Genomic DNA, 18968 nt, shown 5'->3' on the forward strand with positions numbered 1-18968 from the left:
TTTACTCAGGCCTCGACGACCTTGACTTTCTGTGAATCCCTGATGAAGGGGTCACCATCCACCTGCTGGTCGTCCTTCTTCAGGACGAAGAATCCATAGATGAGTGCAACGAGGACCACAATGGAAATCGTGTAGAAGGTGGTCCGATCCCCGGCCCTGTCGTGGAGCATTCCCAGTGGTGTGGACAGTACGACCTGACCCACCTGGGAGGCGATCTGGAAGCCCACCATGTAGAGGGTGGCCGAGAGCTTGGGGTTGAAGTGGAGGGTGAAGTACCTGAAGGCGGGCAGGCAGAAGAGCGGCACCTCGATGGAGTGGAAGAGCTTGACCACCGATACGGCGATTGGGTCATGGAAGAAACCGCACAGGCCGATTCTGGCGAACATGACCGTGGCACCCAGCAGCAGGGAGTTGCGGACACCGATCTTGCGCATGATGACGGGAACCACGCCCATCATGGCCGATTCCAGGAACACCTGGAAGGAATTGAGAATGCCGTAGACCTCATTACCCTGCTCAGGCGTGGGGAAGAGGTTGGCATAGTAGGTGGGGAACATCTGCTGATCGAAGACCGTGTAGAAGGTGTTGGTGAAGATCATGAAGATAATCAGAAGCCACAGGGCGGGCATGCCCAGGACGTGGATCATGTCGCGCAGGGAGGGCTGGGACTTTTCGCCCTCGGGGGTGGACTCCCGCTTGATTTCAGTGCGCTGCTCATCGGGGATCCAGAAGGCGTAGACCAGGAGCATGCAGACACCGAAGGCGGATCCCAGCCAGAAGTTGATCATCGGGTTGACGTTGAAGGCGAACCCGGCAATCAGGGCCACAATGGCATAACCGAAGGAACCCCAGGCCCGGGACTGGCCGTATTCGAATCCGAATTTGCGGCTGTACCGCTCGGTGATGGCCTCGATCAGCGAGCAGCCTGACATGAAGCCTGCGGATAGAACGACCGCACCGAGTACGGCGCCCAGGACCAGGTTGGAACGCATGAGAGGGGCGTAGACGAACTGCACGAAGGGTCCGACCAGTGCCGCGATGGCTGCGATGAAGACGGCGAGCCGGCGTTTGACCCCCAGCTCGTCCTGGATGACCCCGTAGACAAACATTATTATCAGCGTTGCCACAGAGTTGATGGAGTAGATGTTACCGACCTGGGTGTTGGTCATGCCGAGACCGGTGACCAGCCAGCGCTGGTAGAAGGACCACCAGACACCCCAGGCACAGAAGAAGAAGAATATACCGGTGGAGGATTCCAAGTAGGATGGGTTTCTCCACATTGACGTTTTCCCGACCATACCCATGTCTCTTTCTCTATTCTCGTGACGCTCCGCATCCCTGCGGAGTCGGGACCCGAGGTATTGCTCCAACATTGGCGGATCCTGTCACTACATAGTAGAGTGTCAATCGATTTACGTCAAACGATTGACTGTCTGTGTCGACAATGTCCCAAAAGAGAAATGGTGGGATTACCTGTCGGCCCTGGTGGAGTCCTTGGCGACCAGCTGGCAGTGGATTCGGACGGGCTCTTCGGCATCAATCGGGGGAAGGGGTGCCAGGGTCTCGGGCCAGGGAAGTGTGGCCGCGTCTGAGTCGCCGATCAGATCCATGAGTTTGCGGGCGGCCCAGTATCCCATCTCATAGTGGGGAAGTTCCACCGTGGTCAGCCGTGGTGCCGTCGTCTCGGCCATGACCTGGTGGTTATCCACGCCGACGAGGCTGATGTCCCGCCCGATGGACAGGTGTCTGGCTGCCGCCGCCTGGTAGATATAAAAGGAGCGGGAGTCGTTGAAGCAGAAGAACCCATCCGGTGATGTCCGGTCCATCAGGGCGTTGACCGCATCCAGAGCCTCCTGGTTGAAGCCCACGTTGCAGACCAGGCCGGGGTCATCGGGCAGACCTGCCTCATGGAGGGCGGCCTGGTAACCGCGCCGTCTGTCCGTCTGGGCGGGAAGGTCCTGGGTGGTCCCGAGATAGGCGATTCTCCGACAGCCCGAATCGATCAGATGCCGGGTGGCATCGTATCCAATTAGGAACTCATCGGGGGCGATGCTGGGGCAACGGTTCCGGGCCTCCTGGGCATTCACGACCACGGAGGGTCTGGAGCGAAGGGGGGAGGGGAGATCGACCATCTGGTCGTACATCTTGGCGTAGAGGAATCCATCCACCCCGTAACGGTTCAGAGCCTGAATCTGGTCCGACTCCCTGTCGCTTCCGTCGGTGGAAACGGTCAGAAGGACGTATCCCAGGGATGAAGCCGCATCCTGGGCCCCCTTGATGATGGCACCGGCATAGGGTGTGGTGGCGACTTCCTCGCTGATGAATCCCAACATGCCGGTCCGACTGGTGCGCAGCGACCTGGCAATGGGGTTGGGACGGTATCCCAGCCGCTCGGCTGTCCGCCGTATGGCCCGGGATGTCTCCGGTTTGACCCGCCCCTGGTCGCGGTTGTTCATGACCAGGGAGACCGTGGAAACGGATACACCTGTCTCGGCGGCGATCTGTTTCATCGTGATCACGGGAGTACCTCTACACTCATTTTCATTTCCGGTCGGGGCAGGCGTTCCCTGCGTTACAGGGTCTGGGTCGGTCAGTCCTTCCCGTCCGAGAGAATCTCGTCAATCAGCTCCACCTTCCGGTGAATCTGGTCCCGCTTGCCCTGGCGGATGTCCAATTTCAGGGTCACGCCTGTCCGGTAACCCTGCTCGGCCAGGACCCTGGTCGCCTTCTCGACGGTCTGCATGACCTGGCCCAGGTCGCCCTCGATCACCGTGCTCATGGCATTGGTCTCGTTGGGCAGCCCCGAATCCCTGATGACCTCGATGGCCTGGGCTACGTAGGTCGATAGCTCTTCACCCTGCCCGCTGGGGGCGATGGCGACCGATGCCACGGTATTCAGGTAGGAGGAATTCTCCGGGGTCTGTGACTGGTCCATGTCCGATGCCTTTCATCATGATGGAGATGAGGCAGTTCGTAGGTCCGGTGCCCATCCCATCCGCAGTAAGCAAAATCGTAGGTCCCGGTTCTGACAGGTCTCCCGCGCCGGGCTGGGCAGGTCATAAGCCGACGGTATGATTGGGGCCAGTCGTCGGTCCGTATGTGCCATACGGCAGTCCCTCAAGAGAAGGTGTGATCAGTGGCAGTCTCGAAACTGGATGAGGTCATCTCCCTGGCCAAGCGCCGGGGGTTCGTCTTCCCCGCGGGGGAGATCTACGGAGGGACCCGGTCGGCATGGGACTATGGTCCCCTGGGTGTTGCCCTCAAGGACAACATCAAGCGTGAGTGGTGGCGGTCCATGGTGGTCACCCGAGGCGACGTGGTCGGCGTCGATACCTCGGTCATCCTGCCCACGGCCGTCTGGGAGGCCTCGGGTCATGTCTCCGTATTCAACGACCCCCTGATCGAGTGCCTGAACTGCCACAAGCGTCACCGGGCCGATACCCTCGAAGAGGCATACGTCGAAAAGCACGGACACGATCCGGCCGAGGGACTCAAGGACATTCCCTGCCCCGACTGCGGCACCAAGGGCCAGTGGACCGAGCCGCGTGACTTCAACATGATGCTCCGGACCCATCTGGGACCGGTACAGGATGACAAGAGCCTGCACTACCTCCGTCCGGAGACCGCCCAGGGCATCTTCGTCGACTTCAAGACGGTCATGGCGTCCTCCCGCTCCAAGCCCCCCTTCGGTATCGCCAACATGGGTAAGAGCTTCCGAAACGAGATCACTCCCGGCAATTTCATCTTCCGGACCCGCGAGTTCGAACAGATGGAGATGGAGTTCTTCGTCCAGCCCGGCACCGATGAGGAATGGCATCAGTACTGGATCGATGCCCGCACACGGTGGTACACCGACCTGGGAGTCAACCCCGACAATCTGCGTCAGTATGAGCATCCCAAGGCCAAGCTGGCCCACTACTCCAAGCGGACCGTCGATATCGAGTACCGCTTCGGCTTCCAGGGGTCGGAATGGGGCGAGCTGGAAGGTATCGCCAACAGGACCGACTTCGATCTGAAGGCCCATGCCGAGCACTCCGGTGAGGATCTGAGCTACTTCGATCCGGCCAGTGGGGAGCGGTACGTTCCCTACGTCATTGAGCCCGCAGCCGGACTCACCCGCTCCCTGATGGCCTTCCTGGTTGATGCCTATGACGTGGACGAGGCCCCCAACACCAAGGGCGGGGTGGACCGCCGTACCGTTCTGCGGCTGGATCCCAGGCTGGCCCCGGTCAAGGCGGCGGTCCTGCCGCTGTCCAAGAAGCCTGAGCTTCAGGGGATCGCCCACGACCTGGCCGCTGACCTCCGCCAACAGGAGTGGATGATCGATTACGATGAGTCCGGCGCCATTGGTCGCCGCTACCGTCGTCAGGACGAGATTGGTACCCCCCTGTGCATCACTGTTGACTTCGACTCCCTTGATGACCACGCGGTCACCATCCGCCAGCGTGACTCCATGCAACAGGAGCGGGTCGCACTGGACCAGGTCGAGGGCTACGTCCGCAAGTGCATCAGTGAGAAGCGCCTGCGCTATCCGATGGGACCGGCCGCCATCACCGGCACCCAGGCTGCCGACGGGTACACCGATGTGAGGGATGAGCCTGGGCAGGATGCATCCACTCCGGTCAAGGTGGCCGAAGCCGGCGGTGAGTACTGAGACCGGACCTGCAATGGTAACTGTGACATCTGCAGACGAGGCATCGCAGCGGTCAGGAGAACCCGTCAAGGTCAAGCCCCTGGATCTGGGCCCCATACGCATCCCCACTCCGGTCATGCTCTCACCCATGGCGGGGGTCACCAACTGGCCCTTCCGCCTGCTCTGCCGCGAATTCGGCCCCGACGGTCTTTATGTGGCCGAAATGGTGACGGCCCGGGCCCTTGTGGCGCGCAATCCCAAGGCCTTCCGTCTCTGCCGGTTCGCGCCCGAGGAAAAGGTGCGTTCCCTCCAGCTCTATGGGGTTGACCCCCAGATCATGGAGCAGGCCACGCGGATGGTCGTCGAGCAGGGGTGGGCCGACCATATCGACATGAACTTCGGCTGCCCGGTACCCAAGGTGACCCGTCATGGAGGTGGCTCGGCCCTGCCGTGGAAGACGGACCTCTTCCAGGACCTGGTTCATCGCGTGGTCTCTGTCTGCGAACCTGCCGGTATCCCCGTCACGGCGAAAATCAGGGTGGGTATCGACCAGGATCATCTCACCTACATGGAGGCAGGGCATATCGCCCAGGAGGAGGGGTGCGCCGCCGTCACCCTCCATGCCCGAACAACGGCGGAGTACTACGGTGGGCACTCCGACTGGGACCGCATCTCGCAGCTGGTACAGGCCCTGAGCATCCCTGTTTTCGGCAACGGGGATATATGGACCGCCGAAGATGCCATGGAAATGGTCAGGCAGACCGGATGCGCAGGTGTGGCCATCGGCCGCGGCTGCCAGGGCAGACCCTGGATCTTCGCCGATATCCGCCATGCCCTACAGGGGTCTGCCGTGCGCGAGGAACCCGACCTGGGCCAGGTGGGGCGGATTATCGCCCGTCACGCCCGGCTCCTGGTGGACTTCTACGATGGTGACGAGATGATGGCCGTGCATGACATGCGCAAACATGTGGCCTGGTACCTCAAAGGGTTCGCGGTCGGGGGAGCGACCCGCCGCGCCTTCATGTCGTGCGAGACGCTGGATCAGCTGGACGGGTGCATCGCCGGTCTGGACCAGGAAATGCCCTATCCGGCAGGTGTGGCCGACAAGCCCCGGGGCCGGGTGAGGTCTGCCAAGAAGGTTCGGCTGCCGTACGGCTGGCTTGATTCAAGAACCACCACCTCCGAGGAGCGCCATGCGCTTTTCGGCAACGACCCCATGGATGCCGAGTACTGAGTCTGGGTTTGCCCAGGTGTGGGGAACTGATTCGTCAGCCGTTGCCTCCCTCACCTTCAGTAAGGGTGAATCAATGGAAAACAGGGGAATCCTGACCTGTCAGGTGGGCTCATATCGTGTGGGGTTGTGAATTGCCGTATCCAAAGTACCCGGTTGTGGTTTAGAATATGCGACAGAGACGGCATGGGGTTCCTATCTGGTTGGGTCCGGGTCGTGTACGGGAGTTCCGTGCAGGCCACGAGCACCGCGGATGGGTGCCTCATGGGCGGGCGCCTATGGGCAAATGCGTGTTGGCGTATACGGTCTGCGCTAGAGTTAAGCGTAAGGTGAGTGACGGGAGCATACTGTGAGCGAGATTGCCCAGACTGACAATTTCAATGACAAGACCAACATCAAGGTCGTCGGTGTTGGCGGCGCAGGCGGTAACGCGGTCAATAGGATGATCGCCGAAGGCCTGCAGAACGTCGAGTTTGTGGCCATCAATACGGATGCCAAGGATCTTCTCCGGTCCGATGCCGATGTGAAGATATCCCTTTCCGACAGCAACAGCCGAGGTCTGGGTGCGGGTGCCGATCCCGAGAAGGGCGCCAAGGCGGCACAGGACCACCAGTCCGACATCGAAGAGGTTCTCAAGGGAGCCGATATGGTGTTCGTCACCGCTGGTGAGGGTGGCGGCACGGGTACGGGTGCCGGTCCCTTGGTGGCCCGGGCGGCACGCCAGCAGGGTGCTCTGACCATCGCTGTGGTCACCAGGCCCTTTACCTTCGAAGGCCCGCGGCGTTCCGCCTCGGCCGAGTCCGGCATCGAAAACCTCCGTAAGGAAGTCGATGCGCTGATCGTCATCCCGAACGACCGCCTGCTTGATCTTTCCGATCGCACGGTCTCGGTGATGGACGCCTTCAAGACCGCCGATACCGCCCTTCTGGCCGGTGTCCAGGGCATCACCGACCTGATTACGATGAACTCCTACATCCACGTCGACTTCTCCGATGTGACCGCCATCCTCAAGGATGCCGGCACGGCCCTCTTCGGCATCGGTGCCGCCCGTGGCGAGGACAGGGCCACCCAGGCCGCCGAGATCGCCATCAGCTCCCCCTTGCTGGAGGAGAGCATCGAAGGTGCCCATGGTGCCCTGATCAACGTTGCCGGTCCCACCGACCTGACCATGCAGGAGGCATCGGCTGCCGCCCAGCTGGTCCAGGATGCAATCCACCCCGAGGCGCAGATCATCTGGGGTCTGGCCCTGGACGATGCGTACGGCGACGAGGTCCGGGTCACCGTGATCGCCGCCGGGTTCGACCCCAACGCCAAGAAGGATGAGGAAGAAGCCCAGTCGGCCAGTGTGCAGCAGGTGCGTGCAACCACCCCGTCCCCTTCCGCCGCCCCGCTTCAGGAAGCTGCGGACACGCAACAGGAACAGGGGCAATCCGACCAGACTTCCGAACATGAGGTGGTTCCCCCGACGACCGAGGATGATGGAAACTCAGCCGACCCGGGGTATCTTGATATTCCCGATTTCCTTCGGTGATGCAATAAGGAGCAAAGATGGCAGGTTTGGTGAAGAACGCGATGTCCTTCCTGGGGATGACCGACGTTGTGGACGAAGAGGATGAAATCATGGATGATGAAGAAACCGGTGACGGCTTCGACACCGATCACTCGGTGACACCCATGGCGGCCCAGTCATCAGCAGCCGGCCAGGAGGGGGAGTCCACCCCATTCCAGAGCCACATCAACCGCATCACCACCATTCACCCCAAGTCCTACGAGGATGCCCAGATGGTTGGCAGGGCACTTCGTGACGGGGTCCCCGTGGTCCTCAACCTGACCGGTGTCTCCGAGTCCGTGGCCTACAGAATCGTTGATTTCTCCGCAGGTGTGGTTTTCGGCGTTCGCGGATCCATCGAACGGGTGACCCCCAGGGTCTTCCTGCTTAGTCCTGCACAGGTCAATATCAAGGTGGAAGAGGTCAAGTCCTCATCCTCCGCCAAGGGCCTCTTTGCTCAGTGATTGCGTCTGACCCCGCCCCTGCCAGGGCGGGGTTCCTTAATATGGACTACTTCCGGAGTCTCACCACATGATTGTTATTCCCCTGCTCCGTTACCTGATCAACGTCCTTATCGACGCATACCTGTTCGTTCTTTTCATCAGGATGATAGTGGATTGGGCCATGATCCTGATGCCTCGGTGGTACCCAAGGGGTGTCGTCTCATCCCTGATACGGGTCATCTATGCTCTGACCGAGCCGCCCCTGCGCTGGGCTCAGGCGCTACATACCGCCCCTGCCCATGGGTCGAATCCAGCTGGATGTCTCCTTTATGGTCCTGTATTTCATCCTCATTGTGATACAGATTCTGATTTGAATAGGAAGGCAAGACGGAGCGATTGGCACGCTCCGTGCTAGCATTCAATAAGAGAAAAACAATCGGGCTGGTTGGCCTGAAGCGAGGTGGAGAATCAAATGGCTCTTTTGACGCCCAAAGACATCCGGGAGCATAACTTCAATATAGTTAGGCTCAAGAGCGGTTACGACATCGATGAGGTCGATGACTTCCTGGACGAAGTGACCGAGACCGTCGAGGCCCTGGGCAGGCAGGCCATTCAAGGCAGGACGGCTTCGACTCAGTCCTTGGGTACTGACGTGGCCTCACTGAACTCCAAGATCTCCGACCTGAGCGCCCAGGTGGAGTCCCTCCAGGCCGAGAACCGCGACCTGAAGAGCAAGAGCCAGGCTGCCGGACAGAACAACCAGGCTTCCGCGGCCGCCACCCAGGCCACCCGTCAGCTGGCTGAGGCCGAGGGACAGGTCAAGACGCTGAGCGGGCAGAACGAGCAGCTTCGTCGTCAGGTCGAGCAGCTGAATTCCCAGATCGATCAGCTGACCGCCCAGGCCGCCAACGGCAACAACGCCCAGACCCTGACGAACCAGCTCAATGCGGTTCAGAAGGAACGCGACGAGGCCCGTCGACAGTCCCAGAACCTGTCCAACGAGCTCAACAAGGCCAAGTCCGAGCTGAATGCAGCACAGCAGAACGCGAATGCCGCACGTCAGCAGGCGGCCCAGGCACAGCAGGCCGGGCAGGGGCAGCTCTCCAAGATCGAGCAGCTCAACAAGCAGCTGGAAGAGTCCAAGAAGCGAGAGGAACAGCTGCGCGAGCAGGTCTCCAAGGTCGAGCCTTCGACCGAGACCGGCAGCCTTCGCAAGATTGCGGGCGCAGGTGCCGAGGCCGGAAGCGAGGCAGGCCGTGCGACCGCCATGCTCACCCTGGCCATGCAGCTGCACGATCAGTATGTCGATAAGGGCAAGGCCAACGCCGCACAGCTGGTGGCCGATGGGAAGGCCCAGCACGACGAGATCGTCAAGAAGGCCGAGGACTATTCCAAGCGCACCCACACCGAGGTCGAAGAGTACTCCAAGCGGGTGCGTTCCGAGGCTGATGGCTACTCGGAGCGCGTGCGTACCCAGGCCGACGAGTACTCGGTCAAGACCCGTTCGGATGCCGATGCCTACTCCAAGAACCAGCACGACCAGGCCGACGAGTACGAGACCCAGGTGCAGACCAGGGCACAGGAGTACGACAAGAACACCCGCGACGGTGCCGATCGTTACGCCACCGAGGTCAAGAGCAAGCTGGTCGAGCAGTCCAAGGTTCTTGAGGATAACATCCAGGGACTCAAGCAGTTCGAGGCCGGTTACCGCAGCAAGCTGACCGAGTTCCTCAACCAGCTGGTCAACCAGATTTCGGATACCAGCAACTTCCAGTCCATGGAGGACAACGCCAGGGACAACCACTGAGCACCCGACTGTGAACTCTTCACAACAGGAACCGAGACGGCTGCGCCAACGCGTGGCCGTCTTCGTATGCCTGGCCGCTGTTGCCATCGGTCTGGATCAGGTAAGCAAGGCCCTGGCCCAGATCGTTCTGGGAGACGGTGCAGTGCATCCGTTCCTGGGGTCCTTGGTTTCCCTGCGACTTCTGCGTAATCCGGGTGCCTCCCTGGGCCTGGGGTCCGGGGCTACCTGGGTCATTTCACTGATTGCCGTCGGGGCCTGCCTGATCATCGTGGCCTTGGCCCTGAAGACGACCTCCATGGCCTGGACCATGGTCCTCTCCCTGGCCTTTTCGGGGGCAGCCGGGAACCTGATTGACCGTGTGGCCTATGCCGATGGTTTTCTGAACGGCAAAGTGGTGGATTTCCTGGATTATGGCTGGTCGGTCGGCAACGTTGCCGATATCTATCTGACCGTGGCCGGAGTGGTCGTGGTGCTCCTTATTCTGGCCGATGTTCGGTTTGTTTCAGCCGGAAAGGTGAAGAAGACCCCCGATTCTCAAGAGATCGAAGAGGGACACGGGGGAGAGGAACAGTGACCAAGCTCCTGCCTGCTCCTGATGCCCTGGTGGGCAAACGGTTGGACATGGCCCTATCCAAGATGCTGGGCATGTCACGAGCCAAAGCGTCCGAGCTTATCGCAGATGGCCGGGTGCGAGTCCTGGACCGGACGGTAACCAAATCCTCCACCCTGCTCAGTGGTGATCTGATTGAACTGGATCAGCCGGACCCCGTCGATGAGGTGGAACCGGTGGCTGATGATATGCCGGTGGTCTACGAGGACGAGGACGTAATCGTTGTAGACAAGCCGGTCGGGGTGGCCGCCCATCCTTCGGTCGGATGGACCGGACCTACCGTTCTGGGCAGTCTCCTGCAGCGGGGGACGCACATCACCTCCATGGGTGCCCAGGGGCGCCAGGGCATCGTCTCGCGCCTGGATGCGGGCACCAGTGGCCTGATGTTGGTCTGTAAGTCAGACCTGGCCTACAAGGAAATGCGACGGCAGTTCGCCGACCATGAGGTGGTCAAGATCTACCACGCCCTGGTCCAGGGTAATCTCGTCCAGGACAGGGCCACAATCGAGGCGCCAATAGGTCGGGCCAAGGTATCGGACTTCCGCTTCACGGTCACCCCGGCTGGCAAGGAGGCCATAACCCACTGGGACGTGATGGAGCGATTCGGCTCCACGACACTGGCCAGCGTCAACCTGGAGACCGGTCGCACCCACCAGATTCGTGTTCACTTCTCCTCAATCGGGCACCCCCTTGTGGGGGACCACATGTATGGGGCCAATCCTGAACTGGCTGATCGGCTTGGCCTGACCAGGCAGTGGCTCCACGCCATGCGCCTGGAATTCAGGCACCCACGTACCCACATTTGGACCAAGGTGGTTTCCTCATACCCGGCGGACCTGCGCAAGGCCTTGGACATGGAGCGCGAGGAGCGTCAGAAGCGCGATGAATGACCGGCCTTCCCGGCAGTCAGTGATACGCATGCAGCTGACTTCGGCGATTCGGTCGGGGTGGACGCTAGATTAGAACGTATGTCCTCTTCCCAGTCGAACTTCGTTCACCTGCACACCCACACCCATTACTCCACCCTGGACGGGGCCTCGAAGATCCCCGACCTGGTCTCCGAGGTCAAGGCGCAGGGCCAGCCGGCAGTGGCCATCACGGACCATGGCAATATGCACGGTGCCTACGAGATGTGGCGGACCGCCGTGGACGCGGGTGTCAAGCCCATCATCGGCATCGAAGCCTACGTGACCCCCGAAACGGCCCGGCAGGACAAGACCAGGGTTCGTTGGGGCACCGAGGAGCAGCGTTCGGATGATGTCTCCGGTGGTGGTTTCATCACCCACATGACCCTCTGGGCCAGTGATGACGAGGGTCTGGTCAACCTGATCAAGGCCTCCTCACTGGCCAATCTGGAGGGTCTGGTGGGCAAGTGGCCACGAATGGATAAGGACCTCCTTTCCACCTACCACAAGGGCGTCATAGCAACAACCGGTTGCCCATCGGGCATCGTTCAGACCAGGCTGCGTCTGGGGCAGTTCGACGAGGCCCTCCGGGCTGCCGGGGAGTTCCAGGACATATTCGGCAAGGAGAACTACTACATCGAGTTGATGGACCACGGGCTGGATATCGAGCGCCGGGTGACCAAGGACCTTCTGGAGATCGCCAAGCGGTTGGATGCCCCTCTGGTGGCCACCAACGACTCCCATTATGTGAGGGAAGAGGATGCCTCGGCACAGGATGCCCTGCTCTGCATCAACTCCGGTTCGCGCCTTACGGACCCCGGTCGATTCAAGTTCGACGGTTCCGGCTACTACATCCGTTCGTCCGAGGAGATGCGGCAGATATTCAAGGAGTTCCCCGAAGCCTGCGACAACACTCTTGAGATCGCCGAGCGTTGCAACATCATGTTCGACGACCATGAGGACGGGGCCTTCATGCCCCGCTTCGACTGCCCGGAGGGATGGGATGAGACCTCCCTCTTCCTGAAGAAGGTCGATGAGGGACTGAAGAACCGCTATCCGGACGGGGTGCCCGAAGAGGTATCCCATCAGGCTGACTACGAGTGCGGTGTGATTTGCCAGATGCAGTTCACCGGCTACTTCCTGGTGGTCTCCGACTACATCAACTGGGCCAAGCAGCATGGCATCATGGTGGGTCCGGGCCGTGGTTCCGCAGCAGGTTCCATGGTGGCCTACGCCATGGGCATCACCGAGTTGGACCCTTTGAAGCACGGACTGATCTTCGAGCGTTTCCTCAACCCCGAGCGTGTGTCCCTGCCTGATATCGATGTGGATTTCGACCCCGAAGGCAGGGCGAAGGTCCTGGAGTATGTGGGCGAGAAGTACGGGTCCGACAAGGTCGCCCAGTGCGTGACCTACGGCACCATCAAGACCAAGCAGGCCCTGAAGGACTCTGCCAGGATCATGGACTACGAGTACTCCATGGGTGACCAGGTGACCAAGGCCCTGCCTCCCTCCGCCAACGGCAAGGACATGAGCCTCAAGGAGATATTCGATCCCGGTTCCAAGCGGTTCCCCGAGGCCAAGGAGTTCCGTGACCTCTACGATTCCAATCCGGACGTGAAACGAATCACCGAGGAGGCCAAGGGCATCGAGGGGATCATACGCCAGACCGGTGTGCACGCCTGCGCCACCATCATGGCATCCAACCCCATCACCGACACCTCCCCCCTGATGGAGCGCAACGACGGCACGGTCACGACCACCTTCGAGTACCACACCTGCGAGACCCTCGGACTGGTCAAGATGGACTTCCTGGGGCTTTCCAACCTTACGGTCATCAGGGATTCCATAACCAACATCGAGCGCAACGGGAAGGAGCCAATCAGCATCGAGAAGGTTCCCCTGGACGACAAGGAAACCTATGAACTCCTATCCAGGGGTGATACCCTGGGCGTCTTCCAGCTCGATGGTGACGGGATGAGGTCCCTCCTGAGGATGCTCAAGCCCGATAACTTCAACGACATATCCGCCCTGATCGCCCTGTACCGGCCGGGGCCCATGGATATGAACTCCCATATCAACTACGCCAAGCGCAAGAACGGCCAGCAAAAGATAGAACCCATCCATCCCGAGGTGGCCGAACCCCTCAAGGCGGTCCTGGACGAGACCTACGGTCTGATCGTCTACCAGGAGCAGGTCCAGTCGGCCGCGCGAATCCTGGCCGGATACTCCCTGGGCAAGGCTGATGTGCTCCGTCGAGCCATGGGCAAGAAGAAGCCCGAGGTCCTGGCCAAGGAGCAGGTGCCCTTCTTCGAGGGTATGAAGGAGCACGGATACTCCCGGGAGGCCGCCCAGGCCGTCTGGGACGTTCTGGTCCCCTTCTCCGGGTACGCCTTCAACAAGGCCCACTCCGCCGCCTACGCCCTGATCGCATACTGGACCGCCTACCTGAAGACCCACTATCCGGTGGAGTTCATGGCGGCCCTCCTGGAGAACGAACGGACCAACAAGGACAAGACGGCCCTCTATCTGGGCGAGGCACGGCGTATGGGGATTCAGATCCTGCCTCCGGACATCAACGAGTCCGTGGCCGCTTATTCCGCAGTCGGCGACGTGGTCCGCTTCGGTCTGGCGGCCATCCGCAACGTGGGTTCCAAGGCGGTCCAGGCGATCATCGACGAGCGGTCAGGTCCCCGGGGCAGGTTCGTCAACTTCATGGACTTCGTCAAGCGGGTGCCCATGGACGTCCTCAACAAGCGCACTGTGGAATCCCTGATCAAGGGCGGTGCCTTCGACGGGATCGACCCCAACAGGCGGGCCCTCTTCCAGGTGCATGACGAAGCCATCGACCAGGTCATGCCTATCAAGCGCAAGCAGGCCGAGGGGCAGTTCGACCTCTTCGCGGAGGCCGATGACGACGGGGGGAACGAGTCGGATGCCCTCGGTGATGCCCAGGTGACCATTCCCGACATCGAGGAGTGGGAGAAGTCCACCAAGCTCAACTTCGAACGCCAGATGCTGGGCCTCTATGTATCCGACCACCCGCTGAGCGGTATGACCTCGGTTCTGGCGGGTATGCGCGATATGTCGATCGCCCAGCTGCTGAACCGGGCGAACACCATGGGCAACCAGACCGTCACCCTGGCAGGACTGGTCACGGCCGTCGACAGGAGGGTCTCCAAGAAGGGGAACCCCTGGGCCATTGTCACCATCGAGGATTTGGAATCCTCCATACAGTGCATGTTCTTCGGGAAGGTATACGACGCCAATGCCGACGACCTCTCCCTGGACTCGGTGATCCGGGTGCGGGGACTGGTGGAGTTGCGTGATGAGGAATCCAGCCTGCGGGTCACCGACATGGAGGTGCCCATGCTGGAGTCGGCCGATGAACGGCCTCTGACCATCACCCTGCCCAGGACGGCCCTGGACCGCGGGCGAATGGAGCGGCTGGCGCAGATTCTGAAGACCCATCCAGGGTACTGCCAGGTCAGGCTGGCTGTGACCGATGAGCGGGGGAACGTACGCATGCTGACCTTCGGGGACGGCTTCAGGACCACCCACGACACCTCGATGCTGGCTGAGATCAAATCGGTCTTCGGGCCCTCCTGCCTTCCCTCGGCCTAGGACGCCTGCGGAACCGTCTCACCATTTGGGATGGAGGTGAACGCCTGGCCTCGGCGACACAAAAGTTCACTACCATCGAGGTATGTCAAAACTCATGATGAGAACCATGGATCTGCGCGGGAAGACCATGTCCCGCGCCCAGCTCCTCGCCGCCATGCCCAGGGCCGATATGGGTACTCGGGAGGCAAGCAGTCAGGTGCAGCCCATACTGGACCAGGTGCGTGAGCGTGGGGCTGCGGCCCTTCGTGATCTGGAGGAGCGGTTCGACCATGTGCGTCCCCATGATTTGAGGGTGCCGGCTGCTGCCATGCAGGAGGCCCTTGAAGGGCTGGACCCCAAGGTCAGGGCGGCCATAGAGGAATCCGTCACCCGCATCCGCAAGGTCTGCGCCGCCCAGGTGCCCGAGCCCATGGCCACTGACTTGGCCCCCGGTGCCCGCGTCAGCGAGCGATGGATTCCCGTCGAGCGCGTCGGTCTTTACGTACCTGGGGGCAAGGCTCTCTACCCCTCCTCGGTCATCATGAATGCGGTGCCCGCCCAGGTGGCAGGCGTCGATTCCCTGGCCGTGGCCACCCCGCCTGCTTCCGATGACCCCCGTGGCCTGCCGGCGGCAATCATCCTGGCCACCTGCGCCATCCTGGGGGTGGACGAGGTCTATGCCGTGGGCGGTGCCCAGGCCGTGGCCATGTTCGCATACGGAGCCAGGGGATCGGAGCCTCAAGACGGGGAGATCCTCTGCGACCCGGTTGATAAGATCACCGGCCCGGGTAACATCTTCGTGGCCACAGCCAAGCAGATGGTCTCAGGCATGGTGGGAATCGATGCCGTGGCCGGGCCTACGGAAATAGCCATTCTGGCTGATGGGGAGGCCAATCCCGACTGGGTTGCGGCGGACCTGATCGGGCAGGCGGAACATGATGAGCTGGCCGGTTCGGTCCTCGTCACCGACAGCCAGGACCTGGCACAGGGCGTTCAGGAGGCTCTGGAGCGCAGGGTGCCGCGAACCGAGCACGCTGACCGGGTGCGTACATCGCTGAGTGGCAACCAGTCGGGAATCATCCTGACCGATGGAATCGACCAGTCGATTGATGTGGCCAACGCCTATGCCGCCGAGCACTTGGAGATCCAGACGGCCGACCCGGATGCCGTCATCGACCGGATTCGGAACGCCGGCGCCATCTTCCGTGGCCCATACTCCCCGGTGCCCTTGGGGGACTACATGTCCGGATCCAACCACGTCCTGCCCACCGGCGGCACAGCCAGGTTCGACGTGGCCCTGGGCGTACACACCTTCATGAAGCCTGTTGAGGTCATCGAGTATGACCGGGAGGGACTCAAGCCCATCGCAGCCAAGATCAACGATTTTGCCGTCTCCGAGGACCTGCCCGCCCACGGCGAGTGCATCCTGAGCCGGTTCCTGGACGACCCGTACGACAAGGCCGACCTGGAATCCAACGAAGAGAAGGCCGGCTTGCGGTGAGTGCCATACCTGCCGACCTTCCCCTCCGCACGGATCTGGTGGGGGAGGAGCCTTACGGTGCCCCCCAGCTGGATGTTCCGGTCTGTCTGAATGTCAATGAGAACCCCTACCCGCTGGACCCGGAGGTGGTCGAGGCCATCTGCCGACGTGTGGGGGAGGAGGCCCCTGGGCTGAACCGGTATCCCGACAGGGAGCACGCGGATCTTCGCAAGGCCCTTGCCGCCTACCTGAAGGAGGAGTCCCGGGCTGCCTTGGAACCCGACCAGGTATGGGCGGCCAACGGGTCCAATGAGATTATGCTTCAGCTCTTCCAGGCTTTTGGCGGGCCGGGCAGGACCGTGCTGGGTTGCGATCCGACCTACTCCATGTACCCCGAGTATGCCAGGGATACCTTTACGGACTGGGAACTGGCTCACCGTCTTCCTGATTTCAGCCTGGACATGGAAACGACCATCGAGCGAATCAAGGCCCTTGGGCCCGCCATGGTCCTGGTAACCAGCCCCAACAACCCCACGGGAACCCCTCTGCCCATGGAGGAACTGACCCGGCTTCTGGAGGTCTGCTCACAAGTCCATGTATCGGGTGCGGACCAGTCGGCCCGTCCCATTGTGGTCGTAGATGAGGCATACATCGAGTTCCGTGACCCCGGCACCCCTTCGGCGGTCAGCCTGATTGGGCGATACGACCATCTGGCGGTCAGCCGAACCATGTCCAAGGCCTTTGCCTTCGCCGGTGCCAGGGTCGGCTACCTTGCAGCATCACGGGGAATAATCGACGCGGTCCGCATCGTCCGGATGCCCTACCACCTGAGCGCCCTCACCCAGGCCGCCGCCCTGGCCGCCCTGGAGCACACCGACCTCCAGCTGGCTCGTGTGGGCAAGCTTCGTGAGACCCGCCGGAAGACCGCTGGATGGTTGTCGGAGCAGGAGTACCACGGTCAACCACTGACTGTGGTTCCGTCGGCATCCAACTTCATCCTCTTCGGTATCTTCCCTGACCGAAATGCCATCTTCGGGGCCATGAAAGAGGCCGGCGTGCTGATCAGGGCCGTAGGCCCCGAAGGCTACCTGAGGGTATGCATGGGCACCGATGCGGAGATGGAACGGTTCCGTGGAACCCTGGTCGATGTCCTGAAGCGGTTCTAGGGGTATACGGACCAGCGGCACGGCTATGCTGGTGGTCTAGAGGCCGTGCGCGAACCCACAGTGTGGACCGACAGTGGTCGATGGCCCGCGGTGCAGAACGGTGTGCGGCAAGAGCAGAGGAGCAGCAATGGCAGGCAGAACAGCCACCATCACACGCCAGACCAGTGAATCCAAGGTGAGTCTGAGTCTGGACCTGGATGGTACCGGGGCGACCAATATCGACACCTCGGTGCCTTTCTACGACCACATGATGACGGCCCTGGGCAGGCATTCCCTGATCGACCTGACCATCAAGGCCAGCGGGGACACCCCGATTGATGTTCATCACACCGTCGAGGATGTGGCGATCGTCTTCGGTGAGGCGCTGGCCCAGGCCCTGGGTGACAAGCGTGGCATCAAACGGTTCGCTGATGCCACCGTGCCCCTGGATGAGGCCCTGGCCCGAGCTGTGGTCGACATATCCGGCAGGCCATATGCGGTCTGCACCGGAGAACCGGAAGGGTTCGAGTATGCCATGATTGGCGGGCACTTCACGGGCTCCCTGGTCAGGCACGTCATGGAATCCATCGCCATGCATGCGGGAATCTGCCTTCACCTGACCCTCTTGGCCGGAAGGGACCCGCACCATATCGCCGAGGCTGAGTTCAAGGCCCTGGCCCGGGCCTTGCGCTTCGCCGTGGAGCCGGATCCCAGGGTGGACGGCATTCCCAGTACCAAGGGATCGCTATGAGTGGGGACGGGAATGAGGACAAGGACCGGAAGGACAATGGTCTGCCCGATTTCGGCCACCATCTGAGTGACGAGGAGATCGAGCGGGCCCTGGCCGGCTTTGAGGCCGAGTTCGGTGAGGGCCGGGATCGGACCGATCGGAACACCGATGACGATTCCAAGGAAGACTCACGATTTGAGTCGGATATGGATTCCGAATCCGGCACGGAAGCCGAGGCCGGTGATGAAACCGGGCCGACCGGCGAACAGCCTATGGAGCAGAACGGGAACTTTGATGGTGTTGCCGACTTCGATCAGGAGCTTGAAGGGCTGATTGGCAACCGGGCCAAGGCCGCCGTCATGGTGACCCGTCTGGCCTCGGCCGAGCTTCTGGCGGCGTTCTGCCAGATCTCCGATATCTCGGCCTGGTGCATACAGGCCCGTGAGGGTGCCGTGGCGGTTCTGAGAAACCTGGATGGGGATGGACCCGAAGCGGCCATCCGCGACCTGACCACCGTCGTCTCGGGGCTTAGTGCCATCCTGGCGGTCAACCGGGCCGACAAGCTTGAATCGACCCTCTGGATCAACGGGCAGTCGGGCCAGACCTTCGCGCCCCCCATGCTCTTCGCCTCCACCGCCGACTTCGTGGAGGATCTGATGATCGGGACCACCACAGTGGACAGGTTGCGTGAGGAAGGGGCCACCATCTTCGACTCGGGGGAGTACAACCGCGAGAAGGCCATGGGCATCATCGCCGCGCACACCAGGTTCGGGGCCGGGGGATCGGCTCGGAAGGGTCGCGTCGAATAGACATCGGGCAGAGGACCTTGCAA

At 61.5% G+C, this 18968-nt stretch carries 15 protein-coding genes and 1 pseudogene; 13 read left to right on the forward strand and 3 right to left on the reverse strand.

Annotation, left to right across the window (positions count from 1 at the left end; genetic code table 11):
- Positions 1–5: 5 nt before the first annotated feature.
- The 3 genes from bcor_RS02025 to bcor_RS02035 form a co-directional block, all read right to left on the reverse strand.
- Positions 6–1298 (reverse strand): MFS transporter, encoded by a 1293-nt coding sequence (locus bcor_RS02025; protein WP_033489810.1) that lies wholly within the window; start codon positions 1296–1298, stop codon positions 6–8.
- 171 nt (positions 1299–1469) lie between these two features.
- Positions 1470–2519 carry a LacI family DNA-binding transcriptional regulator gene (locus bcor_RS02030; protein ID WP_033497278.1) on the reverse strand — a complete coding sequence of 350 codons (1050 nt, stop codon included), beginning with the start codon at positions 2517–2519 and terminating at the stop codon, positions 1470–1472.
- A 71-nt stretch (positions 2520–2590) separates the two neighbouring features.
- Positions 2591–2935 (reverse strand): MTH1187 family thiamine-binding protein, encoded by a 345-nt coding sequence (locus bcor_RS02035; RefSeq protein WP_033497276.1) that lies wholly within the window; start codon positions 2933–2935, stop codon positions 2591–2593.
- 201 nt (positions 2936–3136) lie between these two features.
- On the opposite strand from bcor_RS02035, the gene bcor_RS02040 reads away from it, so the two are divergent.
- The 13 genes and pseudogenes from bcor_RS02040 to bcor_RS02095 all read left to right on the forward strand — a co-directional run bounded on the left by bcor_RS02040 (position 3137) and on the right by bcor_RS02095 (position 18945).
- Positions 3137–4654, forward strand: a complete 1518-nt coding sequence (locus bcor_RS02040) for a glycine--tRNA ligase (protein ID WP_033497274.1) — start codon at positions 3137–3139, stop codon at positions 4652–4654.
- A gap of 22 nt (positions 4655–4676) precedes the next feature.
- Positions 4677–5867, forward strand: coding sequence for a tRNA dihydrouridine synthase DusB (dusB, locus tag bcor_RS02045; protein ID WP_274518306.1), 1191 nt, complete (start codon positions 4677–4679; stop codon positions 5865–5867).
- A 346-nt stretch (positions 5868–6213) separates the two neighbouring features.
- Positions 6214–7395: a cell division protein FtsZ gene (gene ftsZ, locus bcor_RS02050; protein ID WP_033497272.1), complete on the forward strand. Its 1182-nt coding sequence runs from the start codon at positions 6214–6216 to the stop codon at positions 7393–7395.
- A 17-nt stretch (positions 7396–7412) separates the two neighbouring features.
- Positions 7413–7877, forward strand: coding sequence for a cell division protein SepF (locus bcor_RS02055; protein WP_033497270.1), 465 nt, complete (start codon positions 7413–7415; stop codon positions 7875–7877).
- Positions 7878–7944: 67 nt separating this feature from the next.
- Positions 7945–8230, forward strand: a pseudogene (locus bcor_RS07380) (YggT family protein).
- A gap of 98 nt (positions 8231–8328) precedes the next feature.
- Positions 8329–9663, forward strand: coding sequence for a DivIVA domain-containing protein (locus bcor_RS02060; RefSeq protein WP_033497268.1), 1335 nt, complete (start codon positions 8329–8331; stop codon positions 9661–9663).
- A gap of 10 nt (positions 9664–9673) precedes the next feature.
- A complete protein-coding gene (locus bcor_RS02065; protein ID WP_238548564.1) occupies positions 9674–10237 on the forward strand; it encodes a signal peptidase II in 564 nt (187 codons plus the stop codon).
- Complete coding sequence (locus tag bcor_RS02070; protein ID WP_033497264.1) at positions 10234–11163, forward strand: RluA family pseudouridine synthase; 930 nt, start codon at positions 10234–10236, stop codon at positions 11161–11163. Before bcor_RS02065 ends, bcor_RS02070 begins: the two co-directional genes overlap by 4 nt.
- Positions 11164–11241: 78 nt before the next feature.
- Entirely contained in the window at positions 11242–14802 is a 3561-nt protein-coding gene (dnaE, locus tag bcor_RS02075) for a DNA polymerase III subunit alpha (protein WP_033489820.1), read from the forward strand.
- A gap of 82 nt (positions 14803–14884) precedes the next feature.
- A complete protein-coding gene (hisD, locus tag bcor_RS02080; RefSeq protein ID WP_033489821.1) occupies positions 14885–16282 on the forward strand; it encodes a histidinol dehydrogenase in 1398 nt (465 codons plus the stop codon).
- Entirely contained in the window at positions 16279–17427 is a 1149-nt protein-coding gene (locus bcor_RS02085) for a histidinol-phosphate transaminase (protein WP_033497261.1), read from the forward strand. Before hisD ends, bcor_RS02085 begins: the two co-directional genes overlap by 4 nt.
- 127 nt (positions 17428–17554) lie before the next feature.
- The gene (gene hisB / locus bcor_RS02090; protein ID WP_033489823.1) at positions 17555–18157 is read left to right on the forward strand and encodes an imidazoleglycerol-phosphate dehydratase HisB; all 603 of its coding nucleotides are present in this window, start codon (positions 17555–17557) and stop codon (positions 18155–18157) included.
- Positions 18154–18945 (forward strand): hypothetical protein, encoded by a 792-nt coding sequence (locus bcor_RS02095; protein ID WP_148303941.1) that lies wholly within the window; start codon positions 18154–18156, stop codon positions 18943–18945. Before hisB ends, bcor_RS02095 begins: the two co-directional genes overlap by 4 nt.
- Positions 18946–18968 lie beyond the last annotated feature (23 nt).

Source organism: Bifidobacterium coryneforme (assembly GCF_000737865.1).
In the GTDB taxonomy this organism is placed as follows: Bacteria; Actinomycetota; Actinomycetes; order Actinomycetales; family Bifidobacteriaceae; genus Bombiscardovia; species Bombiscardovia coryneformis.

Excerpts from the sequence above, each read along its gene's own strand:
- bcor_RS02035 (WP_033497276.1), bottom strand. The coding sequence starts at position 2,935 with ATGGACCAGTCACAGACCCCGGAGAATTCCTCCTACCTGAATACCGTG.
- dnaE (WP_033489820.1), top strand. The coding sequence starts at position 11,242 with ATGTCCTCTTCCCAGTCGAACTTCGTTCACCTGCACACCCACACCCAT.
- bcor_RS02060 (WP_033497268.1), top strand. The coding sequence starts at position 8,329 with ATGGCTCTTTTGACGCCCAAAGACATCCGGGAGCATAACTTCAATATA.
- bcor_RS02055 (WP_033497270.1), top strand. The coding sequence starts at position 7,413 with ATGGCAGGTTTGGTGAAGAACGCGATGTCCTTCCTGGGGATGACCGAC.
- hisB (WP_033489823.1), top strand. The coding sequence starts at position 17,555 with ATGGCAGGCAGAACAGCCACCATCACACGCCAGACCAGTGAATCCAAG.
- bcor_RS02095 (WP_148303941.1), top strand. The coding sequence starts at position 18,154 with ATGAGTGGGGACGGGAATGAGGACAAGGACCGGAAGGACAATGGTCTG.
- bcor_RS02025 (WP_033489810.1), bottom strand. The coding sequence starts at position 1,298 with ATGGTCGGGAAAACGTCAATGTGGAGAAACCCATCCTACTTGGAATCC.
- hisD (WP_033489821.1), top strand. The coding sequence starts at position 14,885 with ATGTCAAAACTCATGATGAGAACCATGGATCTGCGCGGGAAGACCATG.